General features: G+C 46.0%; 16 protein-coding genes. 12 read left to right on the forward strand and 4 right to left on the reverse strand.

The genetic code is table 11. The features are described from left to right. Positions 1–110: 110 nt before the first annotated feature. The 6 genes from QE390_RS12415 to QE390_RS12440 all read left to right on the forward strand — a co-directional run bounded on the left by QE390_RS12415 (position 111) and on the right by QE390_RS12440 (position 7,166). Entirely contained in the window at positions 111–2,021 is a 1,911-nt protein-coding gene (locus QE390_RS12415; RefSeq protein ID WP_307142364.1) for an amidophosphoribosyltransferase, read from the forward strand. A 94-nt stretch (positions 2,022–2,115) separates the two neighbouring features. Then, positions 2,116–3,297, forward strand: coding sequence for a carboxypeptidase-like regulatory domain-containing protein (locus QE390_RS12420; RefSeq protein WP_307142365.1), 1,182 nt, complete (start codon positions 2,116–2,118; stop codon positions 3,295–3,297). Between the two features lie 334 nt (positions 3,298–3,631). Then, positions 3,632–4,426, forward strand: a complete 795-nt coding sequence (locus tag QE390_RS12425) for an ABC transporter permease (RefSeq protein WP_307142366.1) — start codon at positions 3,632–3,634, stop codon at positions 4,424–4,426. Between the two features lie 4 nt (positions 4,427–4,430). Further along, positions 4,431–5,201 (forward strand): ABC transporter ATP-binding protein, encoded by a 771-nt coding sequence (locus QE390_RS12430; RefSeq protein WP_106636272.1) that lies wholly within the window; start codon positions 4,431–4,433, stop codon positions 5,199–5,201. After that, positions 5,202–6,227 (forward strand): MlaD family protein, encoded by a 1,026-nt coding sequence (locus tag QE390_RS12435; protein WP_106636273.1) that lies wholly within the window; start codon positions 5,202–5,204, stop codon positions 6,225–6,227. 393 nt (positions 6,228–6,620) lie between these two features. Beyond that, positions 6,621–7,166 (forward strand): NUDIX hydrolase, encoded by a 546-nt coding sequence (locus QE390_RS12440; protein WP_307142367.1) that lies wholly within the window; start codon positions 6,621–6,623, stop codon positions 7,164–7,166. 39 nt (positions 7,167–7,205) lie between these two features. On the opposite strand, the gene QE390_RS12445 is transcribed toward QE390_RS12440, so the two are convergent. Together QE390_RS12445 and ade are read right to left on the reverse strand one after the other, a co-directional pair. Then, positions 7,206–7,859 carry a peptidylprolyl isomerase gene (locus tag QE390_RS12445; RefSeq protein ID WP_106636274.1) on the reverse strand — a complete coding sequence of 218 codons (654 nt, stop codon included), beginning with the start codon at positions 7,857–7,859 and terminating at the stop codon, positions 7,206–7,208. Positions 7,860–7,870: 11 nt separating this feature from the next. Then, complete coding sequence (ade, locus tag QE390_RS12450; protein ID WP_373424559.1) at positions 7,871–9,508, reverse strand: adenine deaminase; 1,638 nt, start codon at positions 9,506–9,508, stop codon at positions 7,871–7,873. 257 nt (positions 9,509–9,765) lie between these two features. Here ade and cmk point away from each other — a divergent pair, with 257 nt between their 5' ends. Beyond that, a complete protein-coding gene (cmk, locus tag QE390_RS12455) occupies positions 9,766–10,452 on the forward strand; it encodes a (d)CMP kinase (protein WP_106636392.1) in 687 nt (228 codons plus the stop codon). Positions 10,453–11,106: 654 nt separating this feature from the next. On the opposite strand, the gene QE390_RS12460 is transcribed toward cmk, so the two are convergent. Beyond that, the gene (locus QE390_RS12460; protein WP_307142369.1) at positions 11,107–13,020 is read right to left on the reverse strand and encodes a M14 family metallopeptidase; all 1,914 of its coding nucleotides are present in this window, start codon (positions 13,018–13,020) and stop codon (positions 11,107–11,109) included. Positions 13,021–13,301: 281 nt separating this feature from the next. Between QE390_RS12460 and QE390_RS12465 the strand changes: the two genes are divergently transcribed. The 4 genes from QE390_RS12465 to QE390_RS12480 all read left to right on the forward strand — a co-directional run bounded on the left by QE390_RS12465 (position 13,302) and on the right by QE390_RS12480 (position 20,951). Then, positions 13,302–14,363, forward strand: coding sequence for an FAD-binding oxidoreductase (locus tag QE390_RS12465; protein ID WP_307142370.1), 1,062 nt, complete (start codon positions 13,302–13,304; stop codon positions 14,361–14,363). Between the two features lie 60 nt (positions 14,364–14,423). Continuing rightward, positions 14,424–17,660, forward strand: coding sequence for a hypothetical protein (locus QE390_RS12470; RefSeq protein WP_307142371.1), 3,237 nt, complete (start codon positions 14,424–14,426; stop codon positions 17,658–17,660). 122 nt (positions 17,661–17,782) lie between these two features. Continuing rightward, the gene (locus QE390_RS12475) at positions 17,783–18,997 is read left to right on the forward strand and encodes a potassium/proton antiporter (RefSeq protein WP_106636279.1); all 1,215 of its coding nucleotides are present in this window, start codon (positions 17,783–17,785) and stop codon (positions 18,995–18,997) included. A gap of 1,114 nt (positions 18,998–20,111) precedes the next feature. After that, a complete protein-coding gene (locus QE390_RS12480) occupies positions 20,112–20,951 on the forward strand; it encodes an endonuclease/exonuclease/phosphatase family protein (RefSeq protein ID WP_307142372.1) in 840 nt (279 codons plus the stop codon). A 158-nt stretch (positions 20,952–21,109) separates the two neighbouring features. On the opposite strand, the gene QE390_RS12485 is transcribed toward QE390_RS12480, so the two are convergent. Next, positions 21,110–22,786: a glutamine--tRNA ligase/YqeY domain fusion protein gene (locus QE390_RS12485; RefSeq protein ID WP_307142373.1), complete on the reverse strand. Its 1,677-nt coding sequence runs from the start codon at positions 22,784–22,786 to the stop codon at positions 21,110–21,112. Between the two features lie 171 nt (positions 22,787–22,957). Here QE390_RS12485 and QE390_RS12490 point away from each other — a divergent pair, with 171 nt between their 5' ends. Then, positions 22,958–23,803, forward strand: coding sequence for a universal stress protein (locus tag QE390_RS12490; protein WP_106636282.1), 846 nt, complete (start codon positions 22,958–22,960; stop codon positions 23,801–23,803). The last annotated feature ends 31 nt before the right edge of the window (positions 23,804–23,834 follow it).

Below are 23,834 nucleotides of genomic sequence, written 5' to 3' on the forward strand. Positions count from 1 at the left end.
GTGTGAATTTTTTGTGAACATTTCTTGAACCATTCCGAGCTTAAAGTTGTAATTTCGATTCATCGAAAACAGATTACTTCATTAAGCGAGCAGTCAAAACGACATCCTAAATGTCCGACGAAATCAAACACGAATGCGGGATCGCTCTTCTCCGTCTCCGCAAACCGCTCCAGTATTACATCGACAAATACGGCACGCCTTTGTACGCCGTAAACAAGATGGCCCTGCTCATGAACAAGCAGGCCAATCGTGGACAAGATGGTGCCGGGGTGGCGAATATTAAGCTTAATGTTTCTCCAGGGTATCGCTTCATCAGTCGGTATCGTTCGGTAGAAGCGAAACCCATCGAAGACATCTTCGAGAAAATCAACAAAAAATACCGGAAAGCAGAAAAAGAAGATCCGAAGCAATTCATGAATGCCGAATGGCTTCAGGAAAACTACGGCTTCACGGGTGAAGTTTGGCTGGGCCACCTGAGATATGGTACGCACGGCAAAAACGAAATCGAAAACTGCCACCCTTTCCTGCGTCAGAATAACTGGCGGAGCCGGAATCTGGTCGTTGCGGGTAACTTTAACATGACTAACGTTGACGAGCTTTTTGATAAGCTGGTTTCGCTGGGTCAGCACCCCAAAGACAAAGTAGATACGGTAACGGTAATGGAAAAAATTGGCCACTTTCTGGACGAAGAAGTGCAACGCCAGTTTGACCGTTTCAAGCCTTTATTCCCTGAAGATAATCAGCAGCTTACGTCTTTAATCGAATCTAATATTGACGTTGCCCGTATGTTGCAGCGTTCCTGCCGGGATTTCGATGGTGGATATACGATGTGCGGGATGTTAGGTTCGGGAGCGGCTTTTGTTGCCCGTGACCCCGCCGGCATTCGCCCCGCTTATTATTATGCGGATGATGAAGTCATCGTGGTTGCTTCAGAAAAGCCTGCTATCAAAATGTCGTTTAACTGTGACTATGATGAAATCGTTGAAATTCAGCCTGGTAATGCGTTAATCATCGAAACCAACGGTGATTTCCGCGAACAGGAATTCCGCGAGCCTCTGGAGAAAAAATCCTGTTCATTCGAGCGTATTTATTTCTCAAGAGCATCTGATCCAGACATTTACCGGGAACGTAAAAATTTAGGTAAACTCGTATTACCCCAGATTCTCAAGGAAATTGATAATGATCTGGCGAATACGGTTTTCAGTTATATTCCTAACACTGCCGAAACCGCTTTCTTCGGTCTGGTGGAAGGCTTAGACGAACATCTGGTTCAGGAACGCAAGCGTCACATTCGCGAAGGTGTCCTGTTTGAAGAAGACCTGGATCGTTTGTTATCCTTCCGTCCCCGTACCGAGAAAATCATTTCAAAAGACGTGAAACTGCGTACGTTCATCACGAACGATACGGCACGCGACGAGATGGTTTCAAACGTGTATGAAACAACGTTTGAGGTAATCCAGAAAAAACAGGATACGATTGTTCTGATTGACGATTCTATCGTTCGCGGAACTACTCTGGAACGTTCGATCCTCCGCATGCTGGATCGTCTGGAGCCTAAGAAAATTGTCATTGTCAGCTCCGCTCCGCAAATTCGTTACCCCGATTGCTACGGAATTGATATGTCAAAAATGAAAGATTTCGTGGCTTTCCGGGCAGTATTGAAGTTACTGGAAGAACACAATCGCGAAGAGCTGCTGGAGGAAACTTTTGCTCGTTGTAAAGATGCTCTTGAAAATGGGTACGCCACTCAGGAGAACTACGTGAAAGCTCTTTATGAACCTTTCACCGACGAACAGATTTCCAAAAAAATTGCCGAAATCGTAACGCCTAAAAACTGTCAGGCTGAAGTATCTATCATTTATCAAACGGTTGATGGATTACACACGGCTTGTCCAAACCATACGGGCGACTGGTACTTTACGGGTAATTACCCAACGCCGGGAGGTAATAAAGTGGTGAACCGGGCTTTTGTAAATTACATGATTGGCAAAGGCAACGAACGAGCTTACGGAGCTTTCTAACGAATACATGGGAGAACCCTGGTTTAACGCCGGGGTTTTCTTTTACAGAAGAATTACGAAATTTTAGTAATATTACGAAAAAATCGTAATTGCTATGAAATACCTGTTTACTCTTCTCTTTTGCTGCTTTATTCATTCCTTAGGGGCTCAGGATCAGATTTTAAAGGGGAGAGTGCTGGACGAAAAGACGAACGAACCCGTTGCTTTTGCATCGGTGTTCATTAATACGACTACGACGGGCACGTTAACCAATGAAAAAGGAGAGTTTTCTTTGTCGGTGAAAGCGGGTAACTACGAAGTCATTGTTTCCATGGTAGGTTACGAACCGCTGGTCTATGCTCTGGATACCCGCCAGAAACGGGCGGTTTCTTACCTGTTTAAAATTCAGCCGAAAACCTATTCACTTCAAACCGTTGGGGTGAAGGCGAAACGCGATAGCTCGTGGTACGATAACCTCAAGCTTTTCAAAGAGCAGTTTCTAGGTAGTAGCGAAACAGCTCAGCAATGTCGCATACTCAATGAAAACCAACTCGTTATTGTCTTTGATCCCCAAACAGCTTTTTTGGAGGTAAAGTCCGACGAAGTACTGAAAATCGAAAACCGGGAACTGGGGTATCGTATCAATTATCTGTTGGCGGAATTCAAATACGACATGCGGCAGGGGTATGTTACCTACCTGGGTTATCCGAACTTTCAGCTCATGGAAGGAAATAAGTCCCGGCAAAGACGTTGGGCCAAGAATCGGCAGCGGGCGTATAAAGGCTCGATCATGCATTTTGTACGAAGCCTGCGAAATCAGCAATTAGAAGCAGAAGGCTTTAATCTTCGAAGACTGATTCGGATGCCCAATCCCAATCGGCCCACGGAGGAAGAGTTAAAAGCAATCCGTCAGAAAATCAGAGAGCAGGGTGGTTTACGAAAAGATGACCCACTGGAGAAAATCCTGGCGAAGGCTAGTTTGCCAAAAATCCTGGAAAAACTGGATACGGCCCGGGTTGCGTATGATGAATACCTGAAAAAGGACCAACTGACTTTTGAGGGATTTTTTCAGGTGGTATACGTTGGCGAAAAAGAAGAACCCGCTTATGTCATGAGCCAGAGCCGTCATCGAAACCGTCAGCCCACGTTTCAGACTTCGGTATTTTCCCTGAGAACGGAATCTGTGCTACTGGAAGAAAACGGAAGTATATTACCTCCACTAGGCGTTATGTTTGAAGGTTACTGGGGTTGGGAGAAAGTAGGAGACCTCTTACCGCTCGATTATTTGGATCAGTAAAGGCTGTCTTCCAGGTAACGATTTATGTCTCAATCCATACTTATTTTAGAAATTCAATAGTAAAGACACGCTTAAAATAGACCACTAGGCGTGGAAATTCGACAGCCCATAGTAGAGCCATTGCCACCTCGTCGTATCTTCGCGAGATCAATAGAATTCCGTTTCATTACTGACAGGTTTTTCAGCTAGCCGATTAGGTATGATTTTTTATTATAAAAAGTCAAGAAAAAACTGACAGTATCTGGCGGGAAATTATTGACAAATTGCAGCCGTGAAAATCCCCGGAGGCGTTGAGTGCTTACTCAACTGTGCTCTATTTTGACCATCCTATCGAATGAATAAAACTGATACCCAAGATGGCAGCAAACGCGTAAGCCGGATTAATCGCTTTTTCTTGGATTTGCATGACGTCTTTCTATTTGTTGTCCGAATTTTTAAGGAAGCGTTCTTACCTCCCTACGAGTTTAAGGAAATTGTTAAGCAGTGCTTTGAAGTAGGTGTAAAATCGCTTCCGCTGATCTCCCTCACTGGTTTTATTACGGGCATTGTATTCGTAAACCAGTCGAGACCTTCGCTGTCTGAGTTTGGAGCTGTTTCTTGGTTACCCTCGCTCATTGCCATTGCTATTGTGCGTGCTCTGGCTCCTTTGGTTACCTCATTGATTGCGGCGGGTAAAGTAGGTTCAAACATCGGAGCCGAGTTAGGTTCGATGAATGTAACTGAACAAATCGACGCGATGGAAGTTTCTGCTACGAATCCGTTCAAGTTTCTGGTCGTGAGTCGGGTCATTGCTACCACTACCATGATTCCCATCCTTACTGTCTATACCACGATGTTAGCTCTCTTGGGGGGATTCATTAATATTCATCAGAACGAGGCCACGAGTTTTCAAACCTACTTTACGCAGGTGTTTAATACCGTCACGTTTACGGATGTATTTGCTTCGCTGGCTAAATCCGTTGTGTTTGGATTTACTATTGGAGCCGTAGGTTGTTATAAAGGGTTTCACTCTTCTAAAGGAACGGAGGGCGTCGGAAAAGCGGCCAATACTTCGGTGGTACTTTCCATGTTCCTGATTTTCATTGAAGAGTTACTTTCCCTACAAATCGTAATGGCATTAATCTCCTGATCCTATGAAGAGAAAAGCAAACATAGATACCAGCGATAAAGTCATTTCAATTCGTGGGCTGAAAAAATCCTTTGGTAGTCTGACGGTATTGAGAGGGGTGGATCTGGACATTTACAAAGGCGAAAACCTGGTGGTATTGGGTCGTTCCGGCACAGGAAAATCCGTTTTGATTAAGATTATTTCGGGTTTACTGAAAGCCGATGAAGGGTCCGTTAAAGTATTGGGTCAGGAAGTCGGAGAGTTATCTGCCAAAGAGCTGGATGCGTTGCGACTGAAAATTGGGTTTTCCTTCCAGAATAGTGCCTTGTACGACAGTATGACGGTGTACGAGAATCTGGAGTTTCCCCTGATTCGTAATGTGCGTAATCTGACCAGAAAAGAAATTGATCTGGCTATTGAAGAAGCACTGGAGGATGTAGGTTTATCCCAGACGATCCGTCAGATGCCTTCGCAGCTTTCGGGCGGACAGCGGAAGCGAATTGGTATTGCCCGCACGCTGATTCTGAAGCCAGAAATTATGCTTTACGATGAGCCCACTGCTGGTCTGGACCCGATTACATCCGGAGAGATCAATAATTTGATTAATCAGGTTCAGGAACAGCATAATACCACTTCGATCATCATTACCCACGATTTGACGTGTGCTAAAACTACGGGAGATCGGGTCGCCATGTTATTGGACGGCCAGTTCCAGCGTCAGGGCACTTTCGAAGAAGTTTTTGCTTCGGACGAAGAGCGGGTTAAACAATTTTACGAATATAATTTTATTGACTAAATGAGCACAGGAGAAAACAAACGATCAGTTCAGGTAGGAATTTTTGTATTCCTGGGCCTCGTCATATTTATTGTCGGCGTATTGTTTTTAGGCGGTCAACAAAAACGCTTTATCAAAAGTATTGAGGTAGCAGCCATCTTTGATGATGTAGGAGGTTTGAAAACGGGTAATAACGTCTGGTTTTCCGGGGTAAAAGTGGGTACTGTAAAATCGGTAAAATTCTACGGAAAATCGCAGGTGGAAGTGACCATGAACATCGAAAAAGAAGCTCAGCAATACATTCATAAAGATGCTCAGGCGGAAATTAGCTCGGAAGGTTTCATTGGCAATAAAATCGTGGTTATTGAAGGAGGAACGCCCCAACTGGCTTCGGTTGACGATGGGGATGTCATTCGGGCAAAAGCCGTTTTAGGCACCGATCAGATCATGGAAACCTTGCAGGAGAATAACAAAAACCTGCTGAAAATTACGACTGATTTCAAAGGACTCGTTTCAAAAATTGCCCGTGGGAAGGGCACCATTGGAGCCGTTCTGACGGATTCAATTCTGGCCGAGCAATTTAAAGCTACGGTTAATCACCTTGAACGAGCCTCTCAGAATGCTAATCGCATGTCGAGTTCGCTGGCGGCTTATTCCAATCGTTTAAATACCAAAGGAAGTCTGGCCCACGAGTTGGTAACCGATACGACGGTTTTTGCCAGCATCAAATCTTCGGCTAATCAATTGAAACAGATGAGTCAGTCGGCTCAGCAAGTGGTAGACAAAGCCTCTGTAGCTACCGATAACGTAGTAACTGCTACGAAAAAACTGAATCAGAATGACAATGCTCTGGGCTTGTTACTCAACGATCAGAAAACTGCTGGTGATTTGAAAACGACCTTACAATACCTGGAAAGTAGCAGCCGAAAACTGGATCAGAACATGGAAGCTTTACAGCATAACTTCCTGACACGTCCGTTTTTCCGCAGACAGGAAAGAGCGGCAGAAAAAGCTAAGCGTGATTCCCTGAAGAATGCTGGGCAATAGTTTTTGAACAGATTAGGGGCTCCATGCTGCCAATATTTGTTTTAGGCCAAACTGCTTTATAGAAAGAGAGTCATTGCTGCCAGCGAAAAGCTGGCAGCAGTCGTTTTAGGACAAGTTAGTTTATAGAAAAGCTGGCCGGGCCACGTTGGTAGCGGTTGTTCAAGTGGCTTCCATTGCTCTGAAAATAATTGAGACATTTCAACAAGTTATTATGCCTAAGCTACCAGCTTTTCCGCTGGTAGCAGTCGTTTTAGAACATGTTAGTTTATAGAAAAGAGTCATTGCTACCATCGGAAAAGCTGGCCGGGCCACGCTGGCATTGTAATCCCTGATAGGCGAAGTGTTTCTTTTTTGAAAATAGGTTACTTTGCAGGCTCAAGTGTAGAAAATAGAATGCAGCAGTTACTCGATTTATTAAAGCAATACCAAACTACCGACACGAACGAAGAGGCCATGCGGTTGCGTCTGATGGAATTCATTCAAACGCACGAAAACTGCTTTGATCGAACCTTATTAATCGGTCATGTCACCGGATCAGCCTGGATTTTGGACGAAACCGGAACGCAGGCCTTACTCATGCACCACCGAAAACTTGATCGTTGGTTTCAGCCAGGAGGACATTGTGATGGGGACCCGAATGTGCAGGGAGTGGCTCAGCGGGAAGCTTGGGAAGAAACCGGAGCCGAAGTAACTCCTGCCGGCGACGGCATTTTTGATATTGACATTCATACCATTCCCGCTCGTAAGCAGGAACCGGAGCATTTGCATTATGATGTTCGTTTTCTTTTCCGGGCCGATGCCACGAAAGAGTTACTCATCAATGAAGAATCTAACGAGATCAAATGGATTCCTTTAAACGAAGTTCGCCTTCATAACGACGAAGAATCCATGATGCGAATGGTGCAGAAATCAGTGCTGAATAGTCGAATGAGTGAATGATAGAGTAACAAAAAGGGAAGGCTTGCCTTCCCTTTTTTGTTACTTACTGTTGATTGAAAACTTTACGATTTCGGTGGGTCGTTCGAAGTCGCCGAGGGGTATCTTGGCGATTTTTTCTACGATGTCCATACCTTTCGTGACTTCACCGAAGACGGTATATTCCTGATCGAAAATGATTTCTCCGCCCTGTTTTAGGTAAATATCTTTCAATGCTGGCGGGTACTTTGCCAGCTCTTCTTCATTGTAATAAATACCTTTAGTAACAATGAAAAACTCCGTTGACGAAGAGCGTTTCTCGGGATTATTCTCCGAATAACGAGCCATCGAGACGGTTCCTCGTTTATGAATTAGATTCGGACGTAATTCGGCGGGAATGGTATAGCTGAGCTGATCGCGTTGCTCGCCGCCGCCCTGAATGCAAACACCCTTTACCGAACGATAAAAGCCTCGGTCATCGTAATAGCCTTGATTGGTTAACCGTAGAAAATTAGCCCGGTGGAGGGGCGTTTCCTTATATAACGTAATTTCAATATCACCGAATCGGGTATGGATGTTTACTACATTTTCGGGGTGCTCTTTTCCGTAATCGGTTAGCGTTTGGGTAACCTCATCCTGCGGAATTTCGAAATTACTACAGGAGCTAAGACCTAATCCAATAACAGCCAGAAACAGACCTAATCGATTCATTTTCATACAAAAGAGGGTTAGGCAAAGACGGAGGTAAACTGGAAGGTTTCCCCGTCAAATAAGCCTTTGTCACTTAATTTTAAACTGGGAATGACGAGTAAAGCCATGAACGAAAGCGACATGAAGGGCGAGCTCAGCGTACAGCCCAGTTGTTGCTTGGCAAAAGCGTCGAGCGTGGCGTATTGAGTAGCTACCCAGTACCCATCTTCGCCGCTGAGAATACCCGCAACGGGCAGGGGCAGCACCAGCTCTTCTGCTTCGTGGACCGCTGCGATCCCACCTTTTTCACGAATAATCAAATTAACGGCCTGAGCGATGGAATCGTCATCCACACCAACGGCTACGATATTATGCGAATCGTGGGCTACACAGGAAGCCAAAGCTCCTTTAGTTAGGCCGAAATTTCGGATAAAAGCTACTGCTGGCGGAGCGTCAGCGTACCGATTAACGACGGCAATCTTCAATACATCCTGTTCGGTATCAGAAGTTAACTCGCCGTTCTGAACGTTTAATTTTTCGATTCGGGCGGGGGTTATCAACTGACCGTCCAATGCTTCGATGACCCGAACGGAAACTTCTTTTTCTGATGAAGTGATCTGAAAATCAGCGGGGGCTTTCTCCAGAGCATTAAACTGATTAATAGGCTCGCTGAGGTAACTCGTGAGAAGTGAAGTACCGTTTTCGGCAACCAGCTCCCCTTTAATATAGGTTTGAAGAATAGTAAATTCTTTCGGAGAATCAATAACGATAAAATCAGCCAAATCACCTTCGCGTAATTGCCCAACCGCCAAGCCATAATGTTCTACCGGATTCAGACACGCCATTTGAAGAATTTCAAACAAATGATCGGGATATAACGCCAGAGCCCGTTTGACCAACAGATTAATATGACCCAGTACAAGACCATCGGGATGTTTATCATCCGAACAAAACATTAGGTTCTGGTAATGCTCGGGTAACAGAGGAATCAGGGCATCAAAATTCTTTGCTGCTGAACCTTCCCGAATTAACACCTTCATGCCGAACGAAAGCTTATCGAGGGCTTCTTCAGCGGTAAAACATTCATGATCCGTCTGGCAGCCTGCTTCGATGTATCGGCGGGCGGCATCGCCCCGAAGTCCGGGGGCGTGCCCATCGACTGGGTAACCTAATTCCTGAGCAACGCCGATTTTGGCGGTCATGTCCGGGTCACGATTGAGCACGCCGGGAAAGTTCATCACTTCCGCCAGATAACCTACTTCCTGATAATTCGTTAATAAATACCGTACATCTTCAGGCGTTACGATGGCTCCTGCCGTTTCAAAAGGCGTCGCCGGAACGCAGCTAGGGGCTCCAAAACAGAAGTGAAAAGGGACTTTACGACCGTTTTCAATCATCCATTCTACTCCTTTTACCCCCAGTACATTCGCAATTTCGTGCGGGTCCGAAATAGTGCCAACCGTTCCGTGCACCACTGCCAACCGGGCAAACTGAGCCGGACTGAGCATGGAGCTTTCCACGTGTACGTGAGCATCCACAAAACCCGGTAACAGGTATTGTTCGGGAGCCTCAGGGTTATCCTGAATGCGAGTGATGGTATGGTTATCAATCGTTATCGTAACCGGACGAATTTGCCGACCGGGAATATCCAGAAGCTGGCCACTAATCTCTTTCATCATTTTTAGTTTTCAGTTGTCGGTTTGCTGTTTTTAGTTGATAACAGATGCCCCTCTTGCTTGCCCGAAGGATCGTAATGTGCACCAACGGAGAAAGTAACTAAAGCAATCCGGTATCAAACTTTTCTAACGAACTCAAACCTTTCAAACTTTATACGCAGCATAAGCCCTGCATCACTCCTCTAAACTTTTTACCTTTGCCAAAGTTCTACAATGAAATGACTTCCCGGTTGCTTTCAGTAGCAATTTCTGATAAAATGTCTAAAATCATCATCGCCATTGACGGCTATTCAAGCTGCGGAAAAAGCTCAACGGCTAAAGTTCTCGCGGCTCAGTTAGGATACGGTTATATCGATACTGGTGCCATGTACCGGGCGGTTAGCCTGTATTTTTACCAACATTATGTAACCATCACTAATCCTCATGAGGTTCAAAAGGCCCTCGAAAATATTCACATTACGTTTCAGTTTAATCCCGAAAAACGGTTGAACGAAACGTATCTGAATGGGTTGTGTGTGGAAGATGAAATTCGAAAAATGTACATCTCGCAGCGGGTAAGCGAAGTAAGTGCCGTGGTAGAAGTGCGTCGGGCGATGGTGGCTTTACAGCAGAAAATGGGAAAGCAGAAGGGTATTGTCATGGATGGTCGGGATATTGGCACCATGGTATTCCCGCAGGCAGAACTAAAAGTATTTATGACGGCAGATCCGTTGATTCGGGCTCAGCGACGGCAAGCGGAGTTACTCGAAAAAGGAGATCTGATTTCTCTGGATGAAGTACTGGAGAACTTAACCAAACGCGATCACATTGACATGACTCGCTCCGAAGGACCGCTGCGGCAAGCGGAAGATGCATTGGTACTGGATAACTCATTTATGACCTTCGACGAACAGGTGGCTCTGATTAAATCCTGGGCGGAAGAACGAATGGGGAAAAGCGTTTAGGGTTTTCAGCTTGGAGTTTGGAGCGGCCGCCGCTGCGGTTTGGAGTTTGGAGTTTGGAGTTTGGAGTTTGGAGTTTGGAGTTTGGAGTTTGGAGTTTGGAGTTTGGAGTTGAAAAGGAAAACCGGTAAAGGTAGGGAAGAGGTTTGGAAATGAGAATCATAACCCCGGAGGGGTTGAATATGGATAGCCCCGGTCTGGATGGACCCAGGCTGGATAGCCCCGGATGTCAATTTGGGGTAAATGTTGGACGGGCTCATACGCCAATCTCCCGCACGGGCTGGTGTCCTCACCCGCCTTTACTAAAAGCATAGAGATTGGTGAGAACACCAGCCAGGGCGGGGTTTTTGAGTTTACAATCTCCAATAACAGGCGGTCATTTCTGTAGAGATGGTTAGTGTTACTTTAGGGATTATAAATCCCTTCCAGAGGGCTTTCGGATTACAAATTCGAAAGAGTGTAGGGAGTTGTTTGGAAATGAAAGTAATAACCCCGGAGGGGTTGAACCTGGATAGCCCCAGGCTGAATAGCCCCGGATGCTAATCCGGGGTTTTCTGTTGATTGTTCCAGTTAAGAATCCAAGCTTCACTTCTCGTAACTATTAATTAACCCCTCCCGAAAGCTTCAAAACTTTCGGGAAGTTGATAAACAACTAACTTACTTCCCAACCACAATCTCCTTCTCCACATATCCGCCTCGGGTGGAAAGTAATTTTACCTTCGCTTTAATCGAGCCAGACTGGTTTACTTTTACTTTAAACGTTGCTTCTTTCTGTTCTCCAGCGGTGGTATAACCTGCGTAAATAGTTTTATCGAACAAAGCTGGTTCCGTAATTACTACTTTTGCCTCAGGACTTTCTTTCAATAAAGCCTTATCAATGTCGAGTGTTACCCGATCTTCCTGAACAATTTTGATGCGTTTCGCCTGTTCCAGGGCAACGGGCAGCTTACCAGTGTTTTTCCAGCTTACCTTTATTTCGTACTCATTATTGGCAAGTGGCTTCACGTTTACGTTCGTTAGTTCAATTTGCGGTAACTCGAAGGCCATGCCGAGGTTGAATTTAGCCTGCCGCGAAATCCACATTTCTAATACTGAGGCCGGACCATTCTGAGCGAAGAATTTCGGATGAAACCCACCCAGCTCGACCTCACCCAACTGCGGATGCGTAAACTTCGTCCAGGGTTTGAAGCCCCTCTTTCCGTTTGCTTCATCATCCCAGCGAATCCCGTCATATTCATCGTATTGCCCGTCGCCGTCATAATCTTTCATGGCTCCGCCGTTCCATAACTCATCCCCGTACCAAATCGAACCGTAATAAAAGTAGCCAAAATCCGGACCGTGACCGAACAGCGGTTCGGGTTTCGTTGGATCGCCCGTTAAGCGATTGGTCTTGCTACGAGTTGCGTACGTATTGTAGACATCGCCTGCCCAGGGGTAACCCGTGTTGGCTAAGCCCAGACTGTCCATGTGACGGTAAATCTTCAAGTCCTCGGGGAACATGCTTTCCGTATCTTTGGAAGTTGAAGGTGGTCGCAGGTGCATCGGAACGCGGGTATCCATGGAGTTGACAACCGAAATATTCGGATGTCCCAATAGCCATAGTACCGTCGAACGCGTTTCTATTTCACTCAATGGGTAAGCTCCGGCTCCATTCTGGGTATAACCCCGACCCGTGAAGTCTCCGCCCTGATCGGGTCGCCAGTTTTCGGGGTAATTCCGGTGAATATCCAGCCCGCCAATACCGTCCTCATTATATTTTCCGTCGCCGTCGTTGTCAACGCCTTCTGTATAAACCAACCATTGCCCTTTGCCTTCCTGCACCCGTTTCATCAAGCGAGAGTCGCGGGGATCGAGTACGTAATTGGCTTTCTCAAGATCGGCCTTGGTCGTTGCTTTTTTGCGAATCTGATAAATGACTCCATCGCCATCCAAATCTTCCTCGGGATCTTCATCGAATAAGCCATCCCGGTCGTCATCATGCGGACGAATGGAACTACGGTTTCGCTGAGCCGTGAAGAGATACATATTCGATCCATCCGGGTTATTCTGCGGACGGAGGTAGACGGTTTTGGTATCCAGTAATTTCGTAATCGCTGGGTCTTTTCCGTAATTATCTAAAAGATATTTGGTCAGCCAAAGTACTGATTCACTACTGGTTACCTCACCGCTGTGCCGACCGCCTTCAAAATACGCCGCTGGTTTATCCGTATGTTTTCCCGTCTTCTTATTGGTCAGCGTCAATTGCAAAATAGGGCGACCTTCATAACTCTTTGCTACCTCATACAAATCAACCAGATTGGGATGCTGCTCGGCCCATTTTTTACACCAGTAATACATCACATCAGGCGAATGATAAGTATTGAACGCGAGCGTTTTTCCAGGCTGATATTCGACGTCTTTGAACTGATGCTTTTTAAAGAAACTAATACCGTGTCGTTCGCCCCTGACGCTGTAAAACTTACTGGTGGTGTCCTGCTCAGGCCATTTTTTCTCCGTTTCATAGTACGAACGCTGGGCATACGCACCAGCCATCTGACTGAGGCAAAAAAGGAAAGTAATACGTTTTTTCATGCGTAAAATGATAAAAGAAGTGGTAATTATTCAATAGGGGCGAGAGCAACCAACGAAACACTGATGTTAGGAAATTATTCGTATTTAAACAAAACTTAAAAGTCAATTATGCCATATAAATTTTCACTATAGCGGTAAATTTTAGTTTTATGTATGGATAATTGCGGATTGGATAAAATAAGATTCTGAATTGCTAGCTATTGAGTAAAAGGCTTGAAAAGTAGTCAGAAGCGTTACTAAGATTTTCTGCCGTATTTTGAAGCATCATTGAGTAGAATCACATGCAAAAAATAGACTATCTGATCGTAGGTCAGGGCATTGCGGGGTCAATGCTGGCTTGGACTCTGCGGAGTCGAGGATGTAAAATCCGGGTCATCGACGATCAGCGACCTTCGTCTTCGCGGGTGGCCGCGGGGATATGCAACCCGGTTACCGGACGAAAGCTGGCGAAAACCTGGCTCGCGGATGAGTTGTTCCCATTCTTACATTCTTTCTACAGTGCACTGGAAGAGAGCTTACAGGCTCGATTTTTTTATCCGGTTCCTCTGTATCGTCCTTATCAATCCATTGAGGAACAGAACTTCTTCATTGCTCAGACGGCCAATCCGGTTTTGGAAGGTTACGTCAAACCTTCCGAGCAAAATGAAGCCTATTCTCCACTGATTCATAACGAATTAGGCGGGCTAGAGACCTTACAGGCGGCTTGGGTAGATTTACCCGTTTTATTAACCGAAATTCATAAAATTTTAGAGCAGGAAGATTCGTTTGAAGAAACGGAATTTCAGTGGGACGAAGTGCAATTAACCCCTGAAACCGCTCGCTGGCGTTCGTATGAAGCGAAGATGATTATCAGTTGCGAAGGGGCTTATGGTCGATTCAATCCTCATTTCAACTGGCTACCCTGGGCAGTGGTGAAGGGTGAAATTATGAACCTTGATATTCCGGGGCCATCGTTTCCGGGCATTGTGAACCAGAGCGTCTGGATTCAGGCTCATCCCAACGGAAAATACCGGGCAGGTTCCAATTACGAATGGAACGATCTGACCTGGGAGCCTTCAGAAAAGGGCAAAACGTATTTATTGGATAAGTTTTCGAAGTTAATTAAAGTGCCTTTTAAGATCGAAAAACACGTGGCCGGGATTCGGCCAGCCACGCAGGGACGGCGACCTTTCATCGGGGTTCATCCGGGCCATTCGACCCTCGGAATTTTTAATGGATTAGGCTCAAAAGGCACCTCTATGGCCCCTTTTTTAGCCAAACAATTCGCTGATTTTCTGGTTGATAGGAAAGAACTTCATCCCGAAGCGAATATTCAGCGATTCCATACGTTATATTTCAGCTAAATCAACGAATAGCCGTATGCTTCAGCGGGTGAGTATGCGGAGTACCCTAAGCCCTAAGCCATGGATTGGACCAATACTTTTAAAGTTTCTTTGTTGAGTGGATTACTTCTGGGGGCGGTTACCGTCCAGGCACAGGTCTATATGCCAACCATGGAAGAGTTCGGAAAGAACAGAATTCAGCGGGAACGATACGATTGGCAGGTGCTGACCACCTCTAACTTTGAAATTTATTTCCACGGGAATAGTCGCTCGCTGGCCACTTATACAGCCCAGATGGCCGAGTCAGAATTTGACCGCATTACCGATCTGCTGAGTTATACCCCTTACAGCCGCACCAAGATTTTTCTCTATGATTCTCCCGCGGATTTAAAGCAGAGTAATATCGGCGTTTCGCTGAACTCTATTGCTGAAATCCGGGAAGAAAACCTGTCCAAGTCCCGTGTTCAGATTGCCTTTACGGCCAATCACATGGAATTCCGCAAGCAACTCGCGAAAGAGGTTTCTTCGGTGTTTGTGTACGACATGCTGTACGGTGGAAGCCTGAAGGATGCCCTTCAAAGCCAATTGCTACTTTCCTTACCCGAATGGTTCATTTCAGGAATCACGGCTTACGTTGCCGAAGGCTGGAGCCGGGATCTGGATGATTACATGCGGGACGTGGCGTTGAACAAGAAATTTAAAAAACCAACGCAGTTAACGGGCGATGAGGCTACTCGCATAGGGCAGTCCATCTGGAATTTTATTGCCGAACGTTACGGACGGGATAATATCTCCAATATCCTCAACCTGACCCGCATCATTCGCACGGAGCAAACCAGTATTTCCAGCACGCTTGGGATTTCCTATGCTCGTTTTGTGAACGACTGGAAAGATTATTATACCCAGATGGCTACTTCCACCGCAGGTTCTTTTCAGCCTGCCGGAGGTACTAAACTGGCGGGTTATCATTTGTTTTCTGGTCAGCAAATTGAACAGGTCAAACTTAGTCCTGATCGTCGCATGGTGGTTTATTCCATGATTGATCACGGACGTTATCGGGTATACGTTACAGGCACGCAGGGAGGTAAACCCGAAGAGTTACTGGTAGGGGGTGATCGTTTTTTAACGCGAGAATTGCCCATTCATGCCCCCCTCTTAGCTTTTCAGGATAACGGAACACTGAACATTCTAACTCAGCAGGATGATCGCATCCTGTTGTCGCAGTACGTACCAGGTTCTAAAAAAGGATTACGGCTGAAAGCCCGCCGCTTCGTTCGGGGCTTTAATCAGATTGCTGGTTTTGATATTTCGCAGGATGGCTCAACGCTGGCCATCAGCGGCGACCGCAAAGGACAAAGCGATTTATTCCTATATAACATCAGCCGCAATGGCGTAACTCAACTGACGAACGACTTATATGACGACTTAACGCCGTCATTCGTAGGGCGTTCGAATAGTAAAGTCTTGTTTACTTCCAATCGGACCACGGATACGCTTTCTACCAAGCCCGTTCCTACGCCTTTACCAACCAGTTTCAATCTGTTCCTGCACGAAGGAAATGCCCGGGCCAATACCGTACAGCGACTGGCATCCAGAGCGACTCAGCCCTTCTCTACGAATGGTGAAAAAGTATTTTTCCTGAGTGACGAACAGGGTATCCAGAACCTTTACGTACTGGATACTACCGCTCAGCAGGTTCGTCCTCTGAGTCAGTTTGCCGAGAGTATTAATGCTTTTGATTATAACCCCAACAGCGGAGCTTTAGCATACGTAAGCCTCGAAAAAGGGCAGCAGGTATTGAAATTCCTGCCTGGATTATCCTCGTCAGCTATTAACCCCGACGCTTCAACGATGCGTAATATCCGTCTGAATGGCGGTGTAAATAAAGCTCAGGGAGCCGCAGTGGCAGATCCTACGAAAGCTCCCTTGGGGGTAGGAAATGCTTCGAGAATTAAACTAAGACCGGGAGAAGTCGATACCGACAACTATCAGTTTGATCTGGAAGGTTTGAAAGTAACCGAACGCCGAACGAATCAGCCTGCTGGCAATGCTCCCCGGGTTATTACCAATTCGAGAAGCCGCACCACGGTCGTTCGTCGGGATGCCACCCGTCTCAAAGGGCCAACCAATTACAAAGATGTGTTTGTGGTGAACAAGACAGATAACCAGTTTCTGGTCTTGCCTTATTTAACCACACCCGGCAGCGGTTTTGGCTGGCAAAATACCATTACCATCAATGATATGCTGGAAAACAACATCATCAAAGGTGGTTTGTTCATTACGCCAACGTTCCGTACCAGCGAAATTTTTGCGGAATATCAGTATCTGGCCCATCGCATTGATTTTAGTGCCCGCTTTGATCGCCGGGCTTTCGCTGATAACACATTCACCGTCGGAACGGGAATGTTTACAAAATACCGCTATAACCGACTGACGCTTACGGCATCTTATCCCATTAACGAAGCCCTTCGGGTTTCGGCCTCGCCCATGTTTACGCTGCTGAATCGGGTAGATGGTTCGCAGGGAAGTTCTGGAATACCCAATGCTTCGTCCAGTTTCGTAGGCTTGCAGGGCGAAGTGGTGTTTGATAACACCCGCACCAATGGCCGAAATTTGCTGGAAGGCTCTCGCGTCAAACTGCGGGCCCAGCAGCAACAGGGAATGCGACTGAGTTCGGAAAGCTTTTATAAAATCACGCTGGACGCCCGGAATTACACCAAGATCTATCGCGATCTGACGCTGGCAACGCGAATTTCCTTCGGTAACTCTGGCGGAGCAGCTCCCAAACAAAGCATTCTGGGGGGCGTTGATAACTGGATTCCTTTTGGCAATGTTCGGGAAGTGCGAAATGCGGAAAACCCGCTTAGTCCTTATACCACCGATTATCGGAATGTATTCTTCACCGATTTCGTAACGCCTCTGCGGGGTTTCCGCATGAACAAGTTATCCGGCGAAAGTTATCTACTGTTCAATGCCGAGTTACGCTGGCCCGTGTTCCGTGTGTTAAGTCGAGGCCCGCTTACTTCAACGTTCCTGCAAAACTTCCAGTTAACGGCCTTTACGGATGTGGGAACGGCCTGGACCGGAAATGGCCCTTTCAGTCGTCAGAACAGTTTGAATACGGAAATTGTCAGTGCCCCCGGAAGCGTTTGGACGGCAACGGTTAATAACTTCAAAAATCCGTATCTGATTGGGTATGGTGTGGGTGTTCGGACGTTGTTCCTGGGTTATTACGTCAAAGGTGATTTTGCCTGGGGCGTAGAAGACAAGACGACTCAAACCCCAATTTTACATATTTCGTTGGGACACGATTTCTAGAAAATGCATCGTGAATTGCGATAACCCGGAAGCTTCAGCTCCCGGGTTATTCTTTTTTAAGAGGTAATAATTCGGGCTACTGGCATACATTTTACGCACTACCAATGTTTACTAGTACGGCCATGATGCTCACCTTTCCCTGGATTTGTTTATTACTTGGATTTTTTCTGTTATCGGGAATTTTGTTAACAAAATCTTCCCATCGCTTTGGCGTGCCTAGCCTTCTTCTATATCTGGCTTTGGGCGTGTTTATCGGGAATGGTGGTCCTTTCGATTTTGTGTATGATTTCCCGGAGTTTACCCTTTCTTATAGCAACGTCGCCCTAGCTCTGATTCTTTTTATTGGAGGATTAGAAACGGATTTCAAGCACATTAAACCAATTCTGGGCCGAGGTTTGGCCCTGTCAACCGTCGGTGTTATGCTGACCGCGGGCCTGATTGCGGTTTTTCTGCATACCCTTTTCGGAATTCGATATCTCGAGGGCTTACTCGTGGGTTCGGTCTTGTCTTCAACGGATGCAGCGGCAGTCTTTTCCATTCTGGATTCGAAAGGACTGCGTTTGAAAGAACACATTTCGGAAACCCTTGAATTAGAATCGGGTACGAATGACCCCATGGCTTTCTTTCTTACTACGGCCTTTACCAGTCTGTTAAGCGATTCGGATACCAGCATTGTTTACTGGATTGAAATGTTCTTCAAAGAAATGGCCGTAGGCTTAATCATGGGTGGAATGATTGGCTGGATCGCGAGTGTTATGCTCCAGCGAATCCGACTGAATACCCGTGGAATGTACCCCGTATTCATTCTGGCCGTTATCCTGATGGGAGTTGGTGGAATTACGATTCTACACGGGAACGTATTACTGGGCATGTACGTAACAGGAATGGTCCTGAGCAGTTACCGCGAAAAATGGCTGGGCCGGAAAGAAACGTATCTCTTTTTTGAAAGTATCTCCTGGCTTATGGAAATTAGTCTGTTCGTAATTTTGGGTTTGCAGGTTTTTCCAAGAAACATGCTGGATTTTCTGCCCCAGGCTCTGATTATCACTGGATTCCTGGTCTTAATAGCCCGACCCATAAGTGTGTTTGTAACGCTCACGCCTTTTCGGGCTAGCTTGCAGAAAAAGATCTTCGTTAGTTGGGTAGGCCTTCGCGGAGCTACGCCCATTGTGTTTAGCCTCATCCCGCTCATCTCCCGCGTCCGGGTAGCGGATGTAATCTTCAACACCGTTTTTGCGGTCGTCATTATCTCAGTGCTATTACAGGGAACCACGCTGGGCTGGCTGGCTAATCGGCTGAAACTAAACGAAAGTCAGGCAGATGCTAGCCGATTGTGAGGTATGCGTCCATTATCGGAAGAAAATTGCATTGTTAGATTTCCCTGGGTGCAATCAGCGAAAAGGATTCTAAATCTGGCTAATACTTATATAAAATCGTACGCTCTTTAAAAGTTATCTAAAATTTAGAACCTTAATTCAATCCTTTGCTAGGGCTGACAGGCTTGGGAGAACGGCAGGTGGAACCTGCCTTCGGGTAGGAACGGGATGGAATCTCGCACCCGTGGGTAGTAGGCGTATTTCTTCACCTGACCTCTCGAACGAAGTGAGAGAATTTGGGGTTCCTCGCAGTCGCTCGGCTCTAGCCGAGTGACGAGGTAATCTGGTAGGCCTCTGGCCGGTATTAGCAAGTCTGTTTTTGTTGGGGTAAGATGTTCTCTCAGAGCCGAGCGAGTGCAGCAACAACCCCGGATGGGTTCAATATGACTAGCCCCGGTCTGGATGGACCCAGGCTGGATAGCCCCGGATGAAATCTGGGGAAACAATATTCGTCAACAGAAACTCTCCCAAGACCAAGTAAAGTCGCAAAGGTCATAAGATCCTTCGCTTTGCTCTGGATGACAGATGCTGATGATAAAGTATTGATGAATCATTTAAGTTGTCATTATCAACCGTGTACCCGGATGAAATCTGGGGAAATTCTTTTATTAAAGACTTATTTTAGGTAACAATTTAATAATTGAACTTAATGTTAGGGTAATATTTCAGGTCCTTTGCTTCCCTAATTTTGTGGCTTCGTTTTGACCTTCTCCTCTTATTTCTCAATTGAAGTCTATAAAAGGTTATTTCATTACCGTATGAACTTTGCTGCCAGAGTACTTCTAATGCACTACTAAATCATCTTATTTTCTATTAGAACAATCGCTTCTCCGCAATCCGAGAGGCTAATTCTATGGTCCTTTAAAACCAATTCAATCAGGATGGATCGCTCTTTATCGACTAAAACGAAAAGCATTTGGGCTGTGAGTCTGATTTCGGAGGCAGATCGTCTGATGAATCTGGCTTTAGGTCAAAACTCCGGTTGGTAATGGGCGAAGATTGGTACGTTTGTAGTTCTAAACCCTACGCATTGGCGGCTGATGATCGCAGTTGATGCGTTTTTTGAATTTCTTATATGAAAAAAGTACTCGTTCTTTTATGGTGGGGAATGACTTGGATTCCCGGTGCTTTCGCACAAAAAACGTCAACGCTGACGGTTGCCTCCTATAACTTGCGTTACAATACGCCCAACGACGGCGTGAATGCCTGGCCCAATCGGAAAGAAAATGTAAAAGCTCAGGTTCGTTACCATGATTTTGACATTTTCGGAACGCAGGAAGTCTTAATCGGGCAGTTGAAGGATTTATTGGAAATGAAAGAATACGCCTACTTCGGTGCTGGTCGCGATGATGGAAAGGAAGGCGGTGAGCATTCGGCTATTTTTTACAAAAAAGATCGTTTCAAAGTACTTGATTCGGGTAATTTCTGGCTAAGCGAAACGCCCGAAAAACCTGGTAAAGGCTGGGACGCTACCTGTTGTAACCGCATTTGCTCCTGGGTGAAGTTGCAGGATGTACAGTCAAAAAAGCAGTTTTACCTTTTTAATGTACACTTCGATCATGAGGGCGTAGTCGCTCGTCGGGAGTCAGGCAAACTGATGGTGAAGAAGATTAAAGAAATAACGAAAGGAGCTCCCACCTTTCTGACGGGAGATTTCAATTCGACGCCCGACACCGAGCAAATCAAGGAAATTCAAACCTTATTGAATGACTCCCGTAGTATAACAGAAATGGCCCCCTACGGCCCTGAAGGCACGTTCAACGCTTTTAAATTTGATGCTCCGCTGAAAACCCGTATCGACTATATTTTCACAAGCAAAGGAATTAAAGTGCTGAAATACGGCGTATTGGTAGATGCGAAAGACCAGAGATATTTCTCCGATCACCAACCCGTAGTCATTAAAGCAGTTTTATAAAAGGAGAGCATAGACTAAAAAAGCCGCGACTGACAATCAGTCGCGGCTTTTTTAGTCTATGCTCTTGTAGTTAGTTAATAATCTATGGTTCAGTTGTAAAGTGTTGACTATCAACTGAAAACTGACCGCCGTTGCGGTGGCCCCAAACGATCAACTACTTATTTCTTCTTCTGATCTTTCGCCCAGGAGTCTTTCAAACCTACGGTGCGGTTGAAAATCAGACGTTCAGATGAAGAATCGGAATCAAGGCAGAAATAGCCTTTTCTCAGGAACTGATACGTACCCGTTGCTTCTTTCAGACTGGGCTCGGCAAAGGCATGTACAATTTCCAGCGAATTAGGATTCAGGTGATCTTTGAAATCGCCTTCGGCTTCGCTCAAATCTTCGACCTGGAACAGACGATCGTAGAGACGAACTTCCACAGGAAGGGCCGTCGCTGCGTTCACCCAGTGAATCGTTCCCTGAACTTTCAGTCCAGAGGTATCCGATCCTGATTTACTTTCGGGAACGTACGTACAGTGCAGTTCGGTTACTTTGCCTTCGCTGTCTTTAATTACGTCGTTACATTCAATGATGTACGCTCCTTTCAGACGAACGCGATTACCGGGAGCCAGGCGGAAGAATTTCTTCGGCGGGTTTTCCATGAAATCTTCGCGTTCCACCAGAATTTCGCGGGAGAATGTTACATTCCGGCTGCCTTCTTCGGGTTGTTCCGGGTTATTCTCAATCGAAAGCTCTTCGGTTTGCCCTTCGGGATAGTTGGTAATAACGACCTTGATTGGATCAGGATCGAGTACTACCATGACGCGAGTGGCAATCTTGTTCAGGTGTTCGCGAACACAGAATTCCAGTAAACCTACGTCAATCAGGTTATCGCGTTTGGCCACGCCGATCCGCTCGCAGAAATCACGAATGGCTTCGGGTGTATAGCCGCGACGACGCACACCTGAAAGCGTTGGCATTCGGGGATCGTCCCATCCCGCTACGTGCCCTTCTTCCACCAGTTGTTTCAGCTTCCGCTTACTCATCACGGTATAAGTCAGATTCAGGCGGGCAAATTCGTACTGATGCGAAGGGAAAATATCCAGCTTATCAATGAACCAGTCGTAGAGCGGACGGTGCGGAATAAATTCCAGCGTACAGATCGAATGCGTGATTTGCTCGATTGAGTCGGACTGACCGTGAGCGAAATCATACATGGGATAAATACACCACTGATCGCCCGTGCGATGGTGATGAGCGTGTTTGATTCGATAAATAACCGGATCCCGGAAGTGCATGTTGGGCGAAGCCATGTCAATTTTGGCTCTCAATACGCGACTACCGTCGGGATATTTTCCGGCTTTCATGCCTTCAAATAATTCCAGGTTTTCTTCTATCGAACGAGTACGGAAGGGGCTATCCTGGCCGGGTTCCGTAGGAGTACCCTTCTGGCTGGCAATGGCTTCAGCCGTCGAATCATCTACATAAGCCAGGCCCTGCTGGATCAATTTTTTTGCGAATTCATACAACTGAGCAAAGTAGTCAGAAGCGTATAATTCGGCGGCCCATTCAAAACCCAGCCAGCGAACGTCAGCCTTGATCGAGTCCACGTATTCGGTATCTTCCGTAATCGGGTTCGTATCATCAAAGCGTAGGTTGGTCTGTCCACCATATTTTTGGGCTAAACCAAAATTCAGGCAAATGCTTTTTGCATGGCCTAGGTGCAGATATCCATTCGGCTCGGGTGGAAATCGGGTTAACAGGCGTCCTCCGGTTTTACCTTCTCGGAGGTCGTTTTCAACAATTTCTTCTAGGAAATTTAAGGACTTAACTTCTTTTGTATCTTCCGTCATACGCGGTGCGGCTCGTTAGGAAAGGCGAAATTAAGCACCTTCCCGAAATTAAATATGAATTACATCATCATATCCTGTGATTTTAGTGAAATGATGATAATTTTTTAATCGTATATCTTTGTTATACTAACGAAAAAAGTATTCTTTTCGGCCATTAATCTTCAAACTACCATGAAAAATATCCTCGTTGCAACCGATTTTACTGAAAATTCTCGTCCGGCTTTGGAAACAGCCGTTTATTTGGCCTCCAGACAGTCCGCTACTATACACCTCCTGCATACGTACCTGCCGGTTTATCCCATGACGGAGACCTTAACGGGCCCGCCGCTAACGGTAGAGTGGGAGGAAACTTACCGAAATTCTGCCCAAGAGCAAATTGATAAATTAACAGAAGAATTAAAAGCCAGAAACGTAATCGTGACGGCGTATCTGGAATTAGGACCTTTGACGCCCGTTGTTAAGGAATTTACCGAAGATAAGGGTGTTGATCTGGTCATTATGGGTCGCACGGAGTCCAGCGAATCGGGTGGTTGGTTTTCTGACTTGTTTGGCAACTCTTCAACGCAGCTTTTCGATGAAATTGGCGTTCCTTTATTGGTCGTCCCCGGTGAAGTAACGCACTATGGGTTCAAAAGAATCGCCTACGCCACCCAGCTTGAATTTGAAGAGACACAAAGTCTGGCGAAAACCTATCAATGGGCTAATGCCTTGGGAGCGACGGTTCAACTCATTAACGTACAGTCGGACCACGAACCCAATGTGAACTCGGATGACGAGATGCTGGCGAATATTCAGGCTCAGTTCCCTGAACACCATATTACCTTGCTTCAGCGTAAAACCAGTTCGATTCAGGAGGGAATTCTGGAACTAGTGAAGGATACCGAAGCTGATTTATTAGTGATGAGTACGCATCACCGTAATTTGTTTACGCAACTGGTAAACCCCAGCAAAACGAAAAAATTACTGCTCCATAGTCCGGTACCCGTACTCATTTTTCCTTTACCGGATCTTGATTAGTAACTACATGAGTCATAAAAAAAACGGAGAT

The sequence above is a fragment of the Siphonobacter sp. SORGH_AS_1065 genome, from assembly GCF_030818595.1.
GTDB lineage: Bacteria > Bacteroidota > Bacteroidia > Cytophagales > Spirosomataceae > Siphonobacter.

Coding starts and splice junctions, on each gene's coding strand:
- cmk (WP_106636392.1), top strand. CDS start 9,766: ATGTCTAAAATCATCATCGCCATTGACGGCTATTCAAGCTGCGGAAAA.
- QE390_RS12425 (WP_307142366.1), top strand. CDS start 3,632: ATGAATAAAACTGATACCCAAGATGGCAGCAAACGCGTAAGCCGGATT.
- QE390_RS12480 (WP_307142372.1), top strand. CDS start 20,112: ATGAAAAAAGTACTCGTTCTTTTATGGTGGGGAATGACTTGGATTCCC.
- QE390_RS12485 (WP_307142373.1), bottom strand. CDS start 22,786: ATGACGGAAGATACAAAAGAAGTTAAGTCCTTAAATTTCCTAGAAGAA.
- QE390_RS12415 (WP_307142364.1), top strand. CDS start 111: ATGTCCGACGAAATCAAACACGAATGCGGGATCGCTCTTCTCCGTCTC.
- QE390_RS12465 (WP_307142370.1), top strand. CDS start 13,302: ATGCAAAAAATAGACTATCTGATCGTAGGTCAGGGCATTGCGGGGTCA.
- QE390_RS12475 (WP_106636279.1), top strand. CDS start 17,783: ATGATGCTCACCTTTCCCTGGATTTGTTTATTACTTGGATTTTTTCTG.
- QE390_RS12470 (WP_307142371.1), top strand. CDS start 14,424: ATGGATTGGACCAATACTTTTAAAGTTTCTTTGTTGAGTGGATTACTT.
- QE390_RS12460 (WP_307142369.1), bottom strand. CDS start 13,020: ATGAAAAAACGTATTACTTTCCTTTTTTGCCTCAGTCAGATGGCTGGT.
- QE390_RS12490 (WP_106636282.1), top strand. CDS start 22,958: ATGAAAAATATCCTCGTTGCAACCGATTTTACTGAAAATTCTCGTCCG.
- QE390_RS12445 (WP_106636274.1), bottom strand. CDS start 7,859: ATGAAAATGAATCGATTAGGTCTGTTTCTGGCTGTTATTGGATTAGGT.
- QE390_RS12430 (WP_106636272.1), top strand. CDS start 4,431: ATGAAGAGAAAAGCAAACATAGATACCAGCGATAAAGTCATTTCAATT.
- QE390_RS12440 (WP_307142367.1), top strand. CDS start 6,621: ATGCAGCAGTTACTCGATTTATTAAAGCAATACCAAACTACCGACACG.
- ade (WP_373424559.1), bottom strand. CDS start 9,508: ATGAAAGAGATTAGTGGCCAGCTTCTGGATATTCCCGGTCGGCAAATT.
- QE390_RS12435 (WP_106636273.1), top strand. CDS start 5,202: ATGAGCACAGGAGAAAACAAACGATCAGTTCAGGTAGGAATTTTTGTA.
- QE390_RS12420 (WP_307142365.1), top strand. CDS start 2,116: ATGAAATACCTGTTTACTCTTCTCTTTTGCTGCTTTATTCATTCCTTA.